This is a genomic window from Haemophilus haemolyticus (assembly GCF_001679045.1).
In the GTDB taxonomy this organism is placed as follows: Bacteria; Pseudomonadota; Gammaproteobacteria; order Enterobacterales; family Pasteurellaceae; genus Haemophilus; species Haemophilus haemolyticus.
In genome coordinates this window covers 130,107-145,071 of record NZ_LYCK01000012.1, presented here as the reverse complement: position 1 = coordinate 145,071, position 14,965 = coordinate 130,107, and the positions used below count along the sequence as shown (strand labels likewise).

Below are 14,965 nucleotides of genomic sequence, written 5' to 3'. Positions count from 1 at the left end.
ATTATTTTTCTCTCTTTTTGCCGAACAGAAAACCACGACATTTTAACGTCATTTGCGCCGTTTCGGCTTTCAGCAGGGCATGAATCAATAATAAAGCGATACTTTGAGCGATCACATAAAGGGTTCGACGATTAAGCCCAGGACGAAATCCACGAGCTCGCATAGCAATATCCATTTTTTGACGCAATTCGCCAAGCAGTGCAATGTAACGTACGGTCAGCACAAACAGTTGAATTAATTTTTCCGGCAAAGGCAATTTACCAATGGCTTGAACAAGTACCGCATCATTAATATTCCACAAAAAAAGCCAAAGCGAAATCAACAATAAATGAGTCCGCAAACTCAATTTTTCTGCTAATTCTATACCTTGAAAATTGAGTTCAATACCATTTTCTCCAATTTTCCAGCTTAATGTTGCCCACATTAAAGCAATAAAAATGATTAAAGCAAACCAACGTTTAAGATAGGGCAAAAAAGATTTTTGACTGAACTGCAGTGAAATAAAAAAGAGAAGAACTGCAAGCGCATTAAGGGGGATAAGCCAAATGAGATCGCTCAATCCACTAATGATTAGCCCCCAGATAAACAGATAAATCAGCCTAAAGTGCGGTTGAAATAAGCGATGAATTTTCATTAAGAGACATTCTCGGTACGATTCATGACTTCAGGATACATTTTACCAAGCAGGGTAATCACTCCTACGCTGATAATACTATCCAAAATAAATACCGGAATATGAGAGACTAGCAAGAGCCAAACAAGATTCAGATAACTTTTACCACCATCTAACATCAGCACAAAAGAAGCAAGCGCGCCAGCCCCGCCAACGCCAATTACGCCAGCACCAATACCGACTAATAAGCGATCTTTTAAAGCCATGTGTGGTTGTAAACGAGAACGGAAAAGATAATGAGCGATCACCGCTGGCGTTGCCATCACACAAAGATTGACGCCTAACACTGCAAATCCGCCAAAAGAAAAGAAGATGACTTGCAATAAAAGTGCGATGAGAAATGCAGGAAAAACAGCCCACCCAAGAAATAAACCAGCCATGCCATTTAAAATTAAATGCACGCTACCAATTCCTACGGGCACATGAATGGTTCCTGCCACAAAAAATGCAGCAGCAAAAAGTGCGGTAAGCGGTAAACGTTCTGATTCTAAACGACGTAACCCCACAGCAATGCCCGCAACAGCAAGCACTGCGCCAGCTAATAAAATAGGCGTATGTAACACGCCTTCAGATAAATGCATTAAATACGTCCTTGTTTAATTTTACGCGCATTACGTAAAGCAATAAGTCCAGCAATACCAACGATATAACCGATTCCGCCTAAAATATCATGCAAATAAATTTTATCTTTTAAATGCGCAATATCTTCACGAAGCAGCATTAAATCTGCACCGCTTTGATTTTCGGCAGAGGTATGAGCAGCAACAACTGACGCACGATGTCCTTCATCCCCTTCCACCACAACTTTTAAAGTTGTATGTGGCACATCCGCAATAGAAAGCTTAAATGCGCCTTGGCGGTCTGTTTTTCCAGTTAAAACAGGATCAGAAACACCTGAGCGGAAAACTTCTAAATAAGTTTCAGCTGCTGGTGTCATATCAGAATAATAGGATTTGCCAGAGAGTGTTTGCCCATCATATTGGGCAAACACATAAAGCGCGTGGGCATAAGCATTCGGGAGATAGCAAGCCGCAAAAAGTGCGGTTAAAAAAACAATTTTCTTCATCCCAAGTCCATATTATTGCGCATCAAAAGTTAACATATATTCTACAGAGCGACGATCGTAATCCGCATTATTTGTTACTTTTTCCTCAAACTCTGCCCATACTTTGTTGAAACCTTTAGTTGGCGTAAATTGAGCGATACCTTTTTCATTGGTTAAATTGAACGGTGCATCTTCACTCACGCCCACTTTAATGCCTTGAACAGGTTTACCATTATGTAACACAAGGATAGAAAGTGGTTTGTTCGCTTGTGCTTTTTCTTGAGGAATCAATTCGTATGCTTGTTGATGAGATTTGAAAGATTCAGCATCCCATTTCAAAATCGCTTTACCAAATTTAACAGGATTGGTACTAAATTCTGCCGTTGGTTCTTCACGTTTTGTTTTTTCAACGTATTTACCGCTTGGTAATTTTGACCATACACCATTATCGAAATGAACAAATACTAAATCTGATTTAGGCATAAGATAGGCTTCGCCATTTCTGAATTGGTAATCAACGGCAGTTAATTTTCCTTGCGCATTTAAGGCTTGGATAGATTTAAGTTTAGATTGTGGATAGGTTTCAGTTTGTTCATGTCCAAATTTCACCACGTATTCACCTTGGACTGAAGCTGGTTCAAGCCAAACATTGTGCGCGTTAGCAACAGACATACCTAAAAGTGCGGTTAATCCCACTGCGATTTTTTTTAATTCCATTTTGGATGCTCCTTGTTTGTTTTTGTTTAAGAAAATCTGAATGCATGATAAAATATGAAGTAACTTTAGAGTCAAGTCATTTTTTAAGGAAATTGATGAAAATTGGAGCACTTGCTAAAGCCCTAGGCTGTACCGTAGAAACCATTCGTTATTATGAACAACAGGGTTTAATCCCGCCCCCAAAACGCACTTCAGGCAATTTTCGGCAATATAATGAAGAACACTTGCAACGTTTATCATTTATTTGTAACTGCCGAAATTTAGATATTTCATTAAGTGAAATAAAAAGCCTACTGAATTTAGAAAATGCCTCCAAACAACAAGCAGAAGAAATAAATCGCGTGTTAGACAAACATATTAAAGAAGTGGCCACACGAATTCATGAACTCGCCCATTTGCGAATGAAATTAATTGAATTACGTGAGAAAACAGTCTCGAATGATGAAGATCCAATGAAATTGCTATTGCAACATAGTGGCGTGAAATTTGTGCGATTAAAATAACCGCACTTTTAAGATTATGGCTGACTAGATAAACGCTGTTTTGCTTCCTTATTGCCTAATTCAGCCGCTTTCTTCAGCCATTCCAATGATTTTTCAGGTTGGTTTTGTGAGCGATAAATATTACTTAACATCATCATCGCATCCGTATCTTTAGCTCGAGCTGTACGTTCAAAAAGCTTAATGGCTTGCTCTGTATTTTGTTTGACGTAATCGCCACGCAGATACATAACGCCAAGGTTATTTAGCCCTTTCACGCTGCCCTTCTCTGCCGCTTCGCTAAACCACCAATAAGCCTTTTCGTAGTCTCTCACCGTGCCACGGCCAAGATTATATAACATGCCTAGATTGCTTTGAGCCGTTATATTTCCTTCTAACGCCATCGGATACATAATATCGAAAACAGAGATCCATTGCTGTTTATTGGCAAAGTCTTGTGCCAAATTCATTCTTGCTTGATCATCCATTTTTGAATTCGCTGTAATATCAACGGTTTTCATCGCCCAAATAGGCAAACTACAACAAAATAATACTGTATGAAAAAATAACTTCAGTTTCATTTATAGGGTTGCTATTAAAAGTAGAATAAAAAATACGGCAGTAATCGAAAATTCTGTTAGTCCAACTTGCATAACAGAGAGCTTTTTAGTGGGCAGATAAACCGCTCGCACTAATCCAGGGACAAAAGCTAATGCTAAGATAAATTGTTGCGAAACTACAAAAATCAATACACATAATAGATGGAAAATCACTGATGCCCAAAAATAACGCGGATTTTTTCGCTCACGCATCATGGATTTCACATAAAGTGTTGTTCCAATAAAAAATAATGTTGGATAAATCGCCACCCAAAGTATTTTTTCATCAAAAGTGCAGTCAGAAAAATAATAAGATCCCATTCCTGCTAGGGCAAAAATTAAGATCCCTGCCAAGTCATTCCATAAGTTACGCTCATCTTTTTTCTTGGTGAAATAAATGTTTACCGCAACAAACGGCAGCATGGCAAACATAAAATACAGTACTTGCCAATTATAAATTAACGCGGGAATCGCAAAAATCACAGCGGCAGAAAAATAAATCACAGACCATTTTTTGTATAACTCAAGATTTTTACCTTTAAACAAATTCAAAAAAGGATACGTCATCAAATAAAGCGAAAACCATCCCAATAATAAGAATAAGTGCGCCCATACAGGATTAGCAAGTAACATGCCGTAAATAAAAGGCACCAATGCCATAACAATAGCGCCATGCTGATTAGAGATAAGCAGTTTCATAATGATTAAATAATTGAGAATAATTATCGGGTATTCTAGCCTAGTAAAGAGGATTTTACAAAGTGGTAAACGCTATTTAGAATAGAAGAAAATACCCCAAAGGAGAACCCTATGACAATTCAACGCATTTTACCCAGCGCACGTTTAAGTGAAGTTTCAATTCATAACAACCTCGCCTATTTTGCAGGACAAGTTCCAGAATTAACCATCGAGCAAAATGCCTACGAACAAACCAAAGAAGTATTAGGTTTAATTGATAAATTGTTAGCAAAAATTGGCTCCAATAAAAACAATATTTTAACCGCACAAATTTTCTTGGCAGACATGCAAGATTATGCTCAATTCAATCAAGCTTGGGATGAATGGGTCGATCATGTTAGCCCACCAAGTCGAGCGACAGTCGAAGCTAAATTAGCGGATCCTCGTTGGAAAGTTGAAATTGTTATTATTGCAACTTGTTAGTTTTTTAAGCCGAATAAACAGGAGAATATTATGGAAAATTGGACAAATGAAATTTGGGTAGCGATTGGTATCGCTTTTATTCTTGGATTATTTATTGGTTACATTATTGTGCGTTTAACCAAAGGCTCCGTAAAACATCAAGCTAAAACAGAAGCTGAATTAAAAACAGTTAAAACCCAACTTGATACACAAAAAGCACAAATCGAAAAACATTTCGCAGAAAGTGCTGAATTATTCAAAACCTTAATTAACGATTATCAAAAACTTTATCGCCACTACGCAACCTCCTCCAATAACTTACTGGGCGAAAAAGATCACAAAGGTTTATTCACTCAACAGTTAATTACTGCAACAGATAAATCTCAAAATGAACAACCAAGAGATTATTCTGAGGGCGCATCAGGTTTATTTAAAGAAAATAAAGAAGAAAATTAAAAAGTGCGGCTAAAATAGAAATGTTTTTAGCCGTTTTTATATAGGAACAATTTATTGTTCTCTTATATCACTCATAAAACCTAGATAAAACAAAACCCCGCGATTAGTTTCGCGGGGTTATAAAAGGGCTAATTGGTGCGACTAGCTGGACTCGAACCAGTGACCCCCACCATGTCAAGGTGGTGCTCTAACCAACTGAGCTATAGTCGCACTGTATAAATTGTCTGGAATTATAGATATTTTTAATCTGAAAACAAGTATTTTTCTTAAAACTCGAGATAACTGGCAAAAAAGTAAACAGTATTGCCTTAAATAACCGAGCCGTTTTTGATTTCCCAAATTTTTAAGCGTATAATGCGCACCGATTTTTCATCTGGCTAATATATAGCCAAGTAAAAATAGTATCTTTAAAATTTTGTAATTATTGACGGAGTAAATAATGTCTAGAAGACTAAGAAGAACGAAGATTGTATGTACTATGGGCCCATCAACTGACCGTGATAACAATCTTGAAAAAATTATCGCAGCGGGCGCAAACGTAGTTCGTATGAACTTCTCTCACGGTACACCTGATGACCATATTGGACGTGCTGAACGTGTACGTTCTATCGCAAAAAAATTAGGTAAAACCGTGGCAATCTTAGGTGATTTACAAGGTCCTAAAATTCGTGTTTCTACCTTTAAAGACGGTAAAATTTTCTTAAGCGTTGGTGATAAATTCATTCTTGATGCAGAATTACCAAAAGGCGAAGGTACACAAGAATCTGTTGGTTTAGACTATAAAACCCTTCCACAAGATGTTGTTCCTGGTGACATTCTTTTATTAGACGATGGTCGTGTTCAATTAAAAGTATTATCAACTGATGGTGCAAAAGTTTTCACTGAAGTTACTGTTGGCGGTCCATTATCAAATAATAAAGGTATCAACAAACTAGGCGGCGGTTTATCTGCAGAAGCATTAACAGAAAAAGATAAAGCAGACATTATTACCGCTGCACGCATTGGTGTTGATTTCTTAGCTGTTTCTTTCCCTCGTTCAAGCGCTGACCTAAATTATGCGCGCGAACTTGCACAACAAGCTGGTTTAAATGCAAAAATCGTTGCTAAAGTTGAGCGTGCTGAAACAGTAGCTAATGATGAAGCAATGGACGATATCATTTTAGCATCTGATGTCATCATGGTTGCACGTGGTGACTTAGGTGTAGAAATCGGCGATCCTGAATTAGTCGGTGTACAGAAAAAATTAATCCGTCGTTCACGTCAATTAAATCGTGCTGTAATTACAGCGACTCAAATGATGGAATCAATGATTAGCAACCCAATGCCAACTCGTGCTGAAGTGATGGACGTTGCAAACGCAGTATTAGATGGTACTGATGCAGTTATGCTTTCTGCAGAAACAGCAGCTGGTCAATATCCTTCTGAAACAGTAGCAGCAATGGCTGGCGTATGTTTAGGTGCAGAAAAAATGCCAAGCATTAACGTTTCTCGTCACCGTATGGATAAAAAATTTGAAACCATTGAAGAGTCTGTTGCTATGTCTGCAATGTATGCAGCAAACCACATGAAAGGTGTTGCAGCAATCGTCACTTTAACTAGTACAGGCCGTACTCCATTATTAATGTCACGTATCAGCTCAGGTTTACCAATCTTTGCTTTATCTCGTAATCAAGAAACCTTAAACCTTTGTGCACTATACCGTGGTGTAACTCCAGTTTATCATGGTGAAGATAGCCGCACAGAAACCAGTGCAAAAGTAGCACTTCAATCATTAAAAGAAAAAGGTTACTTATCTACTGGTGATTTAGTACTTGTTACTCACGGTGGTCAAGGTGCGACACAAACCAACGTATGTCGTACATTAATTGTTGAATAATCAACAATCTGAATACTTTAAAATGAAAGAGCGGTGGATTTTTCCACCGTTTTTTATTTCCTTTTTTCACCGCACTTTTCACTTAAATCCAATAGATATTTGCGGTATCATAGACGACATTCTAGTATCGAAATAAGTCCTATGGCATCACAACCTCAAATCAAATCTTCTGACAAAAAAACGGCACAAATAAGTATTCCACCACACTCACTTGAGGCTGAACAAGCCGTATTGGGTGGCATCATGCTGAGCAATCAACATTGGGATGGCATTGCTGAACGTGTGATTGCTGACGATTTTTATACTTTTCAGCATCGTCTAATTTTTACAGAAATGGAACATCTAATGCGTAATCAATCGCCTATTGATTTAATTACGCTAGATCAAGCCTTAAGAAGCCGTGGTGTAAGCGATGAAGTAGGTGGATTTGCCTATCTAGCAGAGCTTTCCAATAATACTCCGAACGCCATTAATATCTTGGCTTATGCAGATATTGTGCGCGAGAAAGCCATATTACGAGAACTTATTTCGGTAGGAAATCGCATTGCTGAAAATAGCTATTCTCCTAAAGGGCAAGACATTAAGTTAATTCTTGATGAGGCTGAGCGTGAAGTGTTTGCGATTGCAGAAAAACGTACGACTTCTAGCGAAGGCCCACAAAATGTGATCAATGTGCTGGAAAGTACTATTGAAAAAATCGATATCTTGAGCAAACTTGAAAATCATTCAGGCGTAACGGGCATTACGACTGGTTTCACTGATCTTGATAAAAAAACAGCAGGTTTACAGCCTTCTGACTTAATTATCGTTGCAGCACGTCCGTCAATGGGTAAAACAACTTTCGCTATGAACCTTTGCGAAAATGCGGCAATGGCAAGTGAAAAACCAGTTTTAGTATTTAGTTTAGAAATGCCCGCAGAACAAATTATGATGCGTATGATCGCATCTCTTGCTCGCGTTGATCAAACTAAAATCCGAACAGGTCAAAATTTAGATGAGATCGAGTGGAATAAAATTGCTAGCGTAGTTGGGATGTTCAAGCAAAAAAATAATCTTTATATCGATGACTCTTCAGGCCTAACGCCTACCGATGTTCGTTCCCGCGCACGCCGAGTTTATCGTGAAAATGGTGGATTAAGTATGATTATGGTGGATTATTTGCAATTAATGCGTGCACCCGCATTTTCAGATAACCGAACACTAGAAATCGCAGAAATATCCCGTTCCCTCAAAGCACTAGCCAAAGAATTACAAGTGCCAGTGGTAGCGCTTTCTCAATTAAATCGTACTTTAGAGCAACGTGGAGACAAACGCCCTGTAAACTCAGATTTACGTGAATCGGGCTCCATTGAACAAGATGCAGACTTGATTATGTTTATTTACCGAGATGAAGTCTATAACGATAACTCGGAAGATAAAGGGGTTGCAGAAATTATTATCGGTAAACAGCGTAATGGCCCGATTGGCCGAGTGCGGTTAAAATTTAATGGACAATTCTCACGCTTTGACAACCTTGCCGAACAACGTGAATATCATGATGATTATTAAGGAATAACAATGAATGTAAAACCGGCGACAGCGAAAATTAGCTCGCACGCCTTAAAACAGAATTTAGAAATAATTAAACAAAAAGCACCAAATAGTAAAATCATCGCCGTGGTTAAAGCAAACGCCTATGGTCACGGCGTTGTGTTTGTCGCATCAACTTTAGAACAAAATGTTGATTGCTTTGGCGTGGCTCGTTTAGAAGAGGCATTGGCATTACGTTCCAATGGTATTACTAAACCAATTTTATTGCTTGAAGGTTTTTTTAATGAACAAGATTTACCTGTTTTAGCGGTCAATAATATCGAAACTATCGTACATAATCGCGAACAATTGGATGCACTAAAACGTGCGAATTTACCAAGCCCAATTAAAGTTTGGTTAAAAATAGACACAGGCATGCATCGTTTAGGTGTTGCATTAGATGAAGTGGATTTTTTCTATAATGAACTTAAAAAACTTCCATATATTCAACCGCACTTAGGCTTTGTGAGCCATTTTAGCCGCGCTGATGAATTAGACTCCAATTATACCCAACTTCAAATCAACCGTTTTTTATCCGCCACAAAAGATAAACAAGGTGAACGTACTATTGCGGCATCAGGCGGCATTCTTTTCTGGCCTGAATCTCATCTGGAATGTATCCGCCCAGGTATTATTATGTATGGCATTTCACCAACTGATACCGTCGGCGCTGAATTTGGTTTAACGCCAGTGATGAACTTAACTTCATCATTGATTGCTGTTCGCAACCATAAACAAGGTGAACCAGTTGGATATGGTGGCATTTGGACAAGTTCGCATGATACAAAAATCGGTGTTGTGGCTATTGGTTATGGCGATGGATATCCTCGCGATGTTCCTGAAGGCACGCCTGTTTATTTGAATGGTCGTATCGTGCCAATAGTTGGAAGGGTTTCAATGGATATGTTAACCGTTGATTTAGGACCTGATAGCCAAGATCAAGTAGGTGATGAAGTGATTCTATGGGGTAAGGAATTACCTATTGAAACCGTAGCTAAATTCACAGGAATTTTAAGCTACGAGCTAATTACAAAATTAACACCGCGTGTTATAACTGAATATGTTGATTAATCTGTTAATCACAGCATTTTCTGAAGAGAGGGATTCACTCCCTCTCTAATAGAAATCCAAGAAAGTGCGGTTAAAATTTTGATTATTTTTAATGAAAGGAAATACCATGAAAAACATTAACCCGACTCACACCCATGCGTGGAAATCTCTCGAAGCACATAAAGCTGAATTGTCAAACATCACCATCCAAGATTTATTTAAACAAGAAAAAAATCGTTTTGACGATTATTCTTTAACATTCAATAACCAAATTCTTGTAGATTTTTCTAAAAACAACATCAATCAAACAACCCTTTCACTTCTTCGCCAACTTGCTCAAGAATGTTCTATTGATAGCGCAAAAGAAGCAATGTTTACCGGTGAAAAAATCAATCGTACCGAAAATCGGGCTGTATTACATACCGCACTACGCAATCGCGCTAATACTCCAGTGCTTGTTGATGGTAAAGATGTTATGCCTGAAGTGAATGCTGTGCTAACTAAAATGAAAGATTTCTGTCAGCGTATTATTTCTGGTGAATGGAAAGGCTATACAGGCAAAGCAATTACGGATGTCGTGAATATTGGTATTGGTGGCTCTGATTTAGGCCCTTATATGGTAACAGAAGCGCTTCGCCCATATAAAAATCACCTAAATATGCACTTTGTTTCAAATGTCGATGGTACACATATTGCGGAAACCTTAAAAAAAGTCAATCCAGAAACCACTCTTTTCTTAGTGGCATCTAAAACTTTTACCACTCAAGAAACCATGACAAATGCGCAAAGTGCACGTGATTGGTTACTAAAAGCAGCGAAAGATGAAAGTGCGGTTGCAAAACATTTTGCAGCATTATCAACCAATGCTAAAGATGTAGAAAAATTTGGTATTGATACCAATAACATGTTTGAATTTTGGGATTGGGTTGGTGGTCGTTACTCTTTATGGTCAGCTATTGGTCTTTCAATTGCACTATCAATTGGCTTTGAAAACTTTGAAGAGTTGTTGAATGGCGCGCATGAAATGGATAAACATTTCCGCTCTACTCCAATTGAAAAAAATATTCCAACCACCTTAGCATTAGTTGGCCTATGGAATACTAATTTCCTTGGAGCACAAACAGAAGCGATCTTACCTTATGATCAATATTTACATCGCTTTGCGGCTTATTTCCAACAAGGTAATATGGAATCAAATGGTAAATATGTGGATCGTGATGGCAATGTCATTAACAATTACCAAACGGGCCCTATCATTTGGGGAGAACCAGGTACAAACGGACAACATGCGTTCTATCAATTAATTCACCAAGGCACTACTTTAATTCCTTGTGATTTTATTGCGCCAGCTCAAAGCCATAACCCATTGGCAGATCATCACAATAAATTGCTTTCTAATTTCTTCGCTCAAACAGAAGCATTAGCGTTCGGAAAAACAAAAGAGGAAGTCGAGGCTGAATTTGTAAAAGCGGGTAAATCTCTGGATGATGTAAAAAATATTGTTCCATTTAAAGTGTTCACTGGTAATAAGCCAACTAATTCTATTCTCGTTCAAAAAATCACGCCATTTACCTTGGGGGCATTAATTGCTATGTATGAGCATAAAATCTTCGTACAAGGTGTGATTTTTAATATCTTTAGTTTCGATCAATGGGGTGTAGAACTAGGCAAACAACTTGCAAATAGAATTCTTCCTGAATTAACAGATTCTGAAAAAGTAGCAACTCATGACAGTTCAACCAATGGATTAATTAATCAATTTAAAGCATGGCGTTAATTGTTTATTTAATATAAAAGAGTTAAACAATTATAATTTTATATCAAGGACTAAATTTCATATTTATTATAGGATTTAGTCCTTTAAATTTATCTTTAAGATGTTATGAATAGACGTAAAAATTTTTAATTGATTGTTTTTTGTATTTTTAATAATAAAAAAATCAGCGCCTTAACTGATTAAGACGCTGATTAATAATATATTAGGCGTTAACGCTATTAGTTATAGCACAGAAACATTTAAGCTTGAGCCACCACCAACAATACGAACTCGGCGACCAGCTACAAAACTGCTGTCAGCCTTTTGAACGACAACGATCTCTTGACCATCATCTTTCTTAATTACAAGTTCAGCACCATTTACTTGACTCATTTTTTCTTCGATTTTGCTTCCAGCTACTGCACCGCCAATCGCGCCAACTACTGCTGCAATAGCCTGACCACGACCACCGCCAATTGCACTACCTGCAATACCACCTAAAGCACCGCCACCAAGCGTACCAACTACACCTTGATTATCAGCTTGAATTTTAACAGGACGCACAGAAACAATCGTACCATAAGTAATTGAACGAGCTTCTTTAGCTTGAGATGCACTATAAACATCACCGCTGAAAACATCAGTATTTGCACAACCAGTTACACTAAAAGCAACTAACAGTGCTAATGCCATACTTGTTTTTTTCATATGCTATGCTCCCTCTGAAAAGGAATTAAAGTGGATTTCTCGGAGAAAAAGTTGAAATGTTTTTAGTATTACCATTGTCAGATACTAAAACACAAGCACCAACAACTAAGGTTGAATCATACTTGTGAGTAAGCACAACTTGCTCACCTTCTTGTTGATTACCTGAACAATCATTTTTACGGATAGTTAATTTAAGATTTTCACCTTCCATTTGGCTAAAAACGATTTGACCTTTATAAGCATTTTCATCTTTTTGGAAAGAAGAACAAGCACTTAAACCTACAGCTGCTAAAACCGCTAATGCAAGAGATAATTTTTTCATTTTGCTAAACCTCGAGTATTTTCTTTATAGAATAAGGATGAACCTTAATACAAGTATGATTTGATGTCTTATCAACAAAACTTACTGCAATAGATGGATTAGGCAATCTCTCGCCATCCACTTTAGGCTCGCTCACTTTAATGGTTAATTGAGTTAATTCGCTCCATAAAAAACGCATATTAATACGCTGTACCCATTCATTTATCGATTCATTCGGTAAAAATGGTATTACAACCTCAATATGCTCCCAACCTTCTACAGGATACTGCTTATTTTTAGGGAACGGCAGTTCAATAACATCAACGAACTGATTAGCGAACTTCACTGCTTTTTCTAACTGAATTAGATAAATCTTACGTCCGTTGACAATGTTATCGGATAAAATTCTACCGTATTTCAATAAAAGTGTCAGCCAGTTTTTTGCATTTTGTTCATTATTTACACGCACGGCAAGGTGATCGATTTCATAATTTGAAAAATCGATTGACATCATTTGAGCTAATTGTTGAATTTTTTTTTCAAATTCCGCCAAATCAGAAAAAAGTGCGGATGATTTTTCCTGTAAATTTGTCATTTTGTCCCTTTGAGAAACTCATAAAGAACGGTATCATAGCCGATTATTTTCATTATTCAATTTGAACATAGGAAAAAACGTGAATATTCAATCTATTTTATCCGACAAAATCAAACAAGCTATGATTCTTGCTGGGGCAGATCAATCTTGCGATGCGCTTGTTCGTCAATCAGGAAAACCACAATTTGGCGATTATCAAGCCAATGGCATTATGGCTGCGGCGAAAAAATTAGGTTTAAATCCACGAGAATTTGCTCAAAAAGTTTTAGATAATGCTCAACTATCTGATATTGCAGAAAAATTAGAAATCGCAGGACCAGGCTTTATTAATATTTTCTTAAATCCAACTTGGCTAACAACTGAAGTTTCAACTGCGCTTTCCGAAAATAATTTAGGCATTCAAGCTACGGATAAGCAAACTGTTGTGATTGATTATTCATCTCCAAACGTGGCAAAAGAAATGCATGTTGGCCATTTACGCTCTACTATCATTGGTGATGCAGTTGTGAGAACCCTGGAATTTTTAGGTCACAATGTGATTCGTGCAAACCATGTCGGTGACTGGGGAACGCAATTCGGAATGCTTATTGCTTATCTTGAAAAAATGCAAAACGAGCATGCGAGTGAAATGGAATTACAAGATCTTGAGGCCTTTTATCGCGAAGCCAAAAAACACTACGATGAAGATGAAATATTCGCAGAAAAAGCGCGTAATTATGTTGTGAAATTACAAGGTGGTGATGAATATTGTCGAGCGATGTGGAAACGTTTAGTCGACATCACCATGCAACAAAATCAGCACAACTATGATCGCTTGAATGTGACTTTAACCGAAAAAGATGTGATGGGTGAAAGTCTTTATAATCCTATGTTACCAAGCATCGTAGAAGATCTTAAAAAACAAGGTTTAGCTGTAGAAGATGATGGTGCATTGGTTGTTTATTTGGATGAATTCAAAAATAAAGAAGGCGATCCAATGGGCGTGATCGTTCAGAAAAAAGATGGAGGTTTCCTTTACACTACAACCGATATTGCTGCAGCAAAATATCGTTATGAAACATTAAAAGCTGATCGCGCACTTGTTTTTTCAGATACTCGCCAAAGCCAACATATGCAACAAGCTTGGTTAATTACTCGTAAAGCAGGTTATGTACCAGACAGTTTCTCTTTAGAGCATAAAAACTTTGGGATGATGCTTGGTAAAGATGGCAAACCATTTAAAACTCGTACCGGTGGCACGGTGAAATTAGCCGATCTATTAGATGAAGCGATTGAGCGCGCTACTGTATTAATTAATGAAAAAAATACAAATTTATCTAATGATGAAAAAGAAGCCGTGATTGAGGCTGTCGGTATTGGTGCGGTGAAATATGCGGATCTCTCCAAAAACCGTACTACTGATTACGTTTTTGATTGGGATAACATGTTAAGCTTTGAAGGTAACACTGCGCCTTATATGCAATATGCTTATACCCGAATCCGTTCGATCTTTAATAAAACAGATATAAATTCGACCGCACTTTTGGCTGCACCTTTAACGCTTGAAGATGATAAAGAAAGAGCGCTTGCAATTAAACTTCTACAATTTGAAGAAGCGGTGCAAACAGTTGGAAAAGAAGGCACACCACACGTGCTTTGTGCTTATTTATACGAACTTGCTGGCATCTTCTCATCATTCTATGAACATTGCCCAATTTTAAATGCTGAAGATGAGTCCGTAAAATTAAGCCGTTTGAAATTGGCATTATTAACGGAAAAAACCTTAAAACAAGGTTTAGAGTTACTCGGTATTAGAACCGTAGAAAAAATGTAATTTAGATAATTAAATCCCTTTCTTACGAAAGGGATTTTTTATGCTTATTTACAGAATAAAAAAAGTGCCCCAATGGGGCACTACTCGGAAAGCAAAATAGATGTCGGCTATTTAAGATAGCACTTGTTTTTAGTGGTTTCAGAATAAAGAAATCCGATCAGTTATGCAAATACATATTTTTAGATTTG

Annotated in this window: 17 protein-coding genes and 1 tRNA gene; 8 read left to right on the top strand and 10 right to left on the bottom strand. The window is 37.5% G+C overall.

Features of this window, described 5'->3' with window-relative positions; all coding sequences use genetic code 11:
• Position 1 precedes the first annotated feature (1 nt).
• The 4 genes from A8M50_RS04130 to A8M50_RS04115 are packed head-to-tail and all read right to left on the bottom strand — an operon-like array spanning position 2 to position 2,435.
• Complete coding sequence (locus A8M50_RS04130) at positions 2 to 634, bottom strand: energy-coupling factor transporter transmembrane component T family protein (RefSeq protein ID WP_005644793.1); 633 nt, start codon at positions 632 to 634, stop codon at positions 2 to 4.
• Complete coding sequence (cbiM, locus tag A8M50_RS04125; RefSeq protein ID WP_005644665.1) at positions 634 to 1,254, bottom strand: cobalt transporter CbiM; 621 nt, start codon at positions 1,252 to 1,254, stop codon at positions 634 to 636. Before cbiM ends, A8M50_RS04130 begins: the two co-directional genes overlap by 1 nt.
• The gene (locus tag A8M50_RS04120; RefSeq protein WP_005632431.1) at positions 1,254 to 1,739 is read right to left on the bottom strand and encodes an HI_1622 family ECF transport-associated protein; all 486 of its coding nucleotides are present in this window, start codon (positions 1,737 to 1,739) and stop codon (positions 1,254 to 1,256) included. The genes cbiM and A8M50_RS04120 overlap by 1 nt, the downstream gene beginning before the upstream one ends.
• A gap of 12 nt (positions 1,740 to 1,751) precedes the next feature.
• Complete coding sequence (locus tag A8M50_RS04115; protein ID WP_005644955.1) at positions 1,752 to 2,435, bottom strand: DUF4198 domain-containing protein; 684 nt, start codon at positions 2,433 to 2,435, stop codon at positions 1,752 to 1,754.
• A 95-nt stretch (positions 2,436 to 2,530) separates the two neighbouring features.
• Here A8M50_RS04115 and A8M50_RS04110 point away from each other — a divergent pair, with 95 nt between their 5' ends.
• Entirely contained in the window at positions 2,531 to 2,938 is a 408-nt protein-coding gene (locus A8M50_RS04110) for a Cd(II)/Pb(II)-responsive transcriptional regulator (RefSeq protein WP_005633867.1), read from the top strand.
• Between the two features lie 14 nt (positions 2,939 to 2,952).
• Here A8M50_RS04110 and A8M50_RS04105 read toward each other — a convergent pair whose 3' ends face one another.
• Positions 2,953 to 3,495, bottom strand: coding sequence for a tetratricopeptide repeat protein (locus tag A8M50_RS04105; RefSeq protein ID WP_005644736.1), 543 nt, complete (start codon positions 3,493 to 3,495; stop codon positions 2,953 to 2,955).
• Positions 3,496 to 4,212, bottom strand: coding sequence for a YwiC-like family protein (locus A8M50_RS04100; protein WP_005644703.1), 717 nt, complete (start codon positions 4,210 to 4,212; stop codon positions 3,496 to 3,498).
• A 111-nt stretch (positions 4,213 to 4,323) separates the two neighbouring features.
• Here A8M50_RS04100 and A8M50_RS04095 point away from each other — a divergent pair, with 111 nt between their 5' ends.
• Both A8M50_RS04095 and A8M50_RS04090 read left to right on the top strand, forming a co-directional pair.
• Positions 4,324 to 4,674 (top strand): RidA family protein, encoded by a 351-nt coding sequence (locus A8M50_RS04095; protein ID WP_005644669.1) that lies wholly within the window; start codon positions 4,324 to 4,326, stop codon positions 4,672 to 4,674.
• A gap of 30 nt (positions 4,675 to 4,704) precedes the next feature.
• The gene (locus A8M50_RS04090; RefSeq protein ID WP_005645028.1) at positions 4,705 to 5,109 is read left to right on the top strand and encodes a Z-ring associated ZapG family protein; all 405 of its coding nucleotides are present in this window, start codon (positions 4,705 to 4,707) and stop codon (positions 5,107 to 5,109) included.
• 133 nt (positions 5,110 to 5,242) lie between these two features.
• Here the strand turns inward: A8M50_RS04090 and A8M50_RS04085 are convergent.
• Positions 5,243 to 5,319 (bottom strand) — tRNA-Val (locus tag A8M50_RS04085).
• Positions 5,320 to 5,548: 229 nt separating this feature from the next.
• Between A8M50_RS04085 and pyk the strand changes: the two genes are divergently transcribed.
• From pyk to pgi, 4 genes are all read left to right on the top strand, one after another.
• Complete coding sequence (gene pyk / locus A8M50_RS04080) at positions 5,549 to 6,985, top strand: pyruvate kinase (RefSeq protein ID WP_032826498.1); 1,437 nt, start codon at positions 5,549 to 5,551, stop codon at positions 6,983 to 6,985.
• A 132-nt stretch (positions 6,986 to 7,117) separates the two neighbouring features.
• Entirely contained in the window at positions 7,118 to 8,533 is a 1,416-nt protein-coding gene (locus tag A8M50_RS04075; RefSeq protein WP_268988582.1) for a replicative DNA helicase, read from the top strand.
• A 9-nt stretch (positions 8,534 to 8,542) separates the two neighbouring features.
• Entirely contained in the window at positions 8,543 to 9,625 is a 1,083-nt protein-coding gene (gene alr / locus A8M50_RS04070; RefSeq protein ID WP_005644908.1) for an alanine racemase, read from the top strand.
• Positions 9,626 to 9,731: 106 nt separating this feature from the next.
• Entirely contained in the window at positions 9,732 to 11,381 is a 1,650-nt protein-coding gene (pgi, locus tag A8M50_RS04065; protein ID WP_005644758.1) for a glucose-6-phosphate isomerase, read from the top strand.
• Between the two features lie 222 nt (positions 11,382 to 11,603).
• Here pgi and A8M50_RS04060 read toward each other — a convergent pair whose 3' ends face one another.
• Genes A8M50_RS04060 through A8M50_RS04050 form a run of 3 tightly spaced genes read right to left on the bottom strand, consistent with a single transcriptional unit; the run spans position 11,604 to position 12,964 of the window.
• Complete coding sequence (locus A8M50_RS04060; protein WP_005644700.1) at positions 11,604 to 12,068, bottom strand: outer membrane lipoprotein; 465 nt, start codon at positions 12,066 to 12,068, stop codon at positions 11,604 to 11,606.
• Positions 12,069 to 12,093: 25 nt separating this feature from the next.
• The gene (locus tag A8M50_RS04055) at positions 12,094 to 12,390 is read right to left on the bottom strand and encodes a hypothetical protein (RefSeq protein ID WP_005645092.1); all 297 of its coding nucleotides are present in this window, start codon (positions 12,388 to 12,390) and stop codon (positions 12,094 to 12,096) included.
• A gap of 4 nt (positions 12,391 to 12,394) precedes the next feature.
• The gene (locus A8M50_RS04050) at positions 12,395 to 12,964 is read right to left on the bottom strand and encodes a VOC family protein (RefSeq protein WP_005644797.1); all 570 of its coding nucleotides are present in this window, start codon (positions 12,962 to 12,964) and stop codon (positions 12,395 to 12,397) included.
• 79 nt (positions 12,965 to 13,043) lie between these two features.
• Between A8M50_RS04050 and argS the strand changes: the two genes are divergently transcribed.
• Positions 13,044 to 14,777, top strand: coding sequence for an arginine--tRNA ligase (gene argS / locus A8M50_RS04045; RefSeq protein ID WP_005644861.1), 1,734 nt, complete (start codon positions 13,044 to 13,046; stop codon positions 14,775 to 14,777).
• Positions 14,778 to 14,965: the final 188 nt, after the last annotated feature.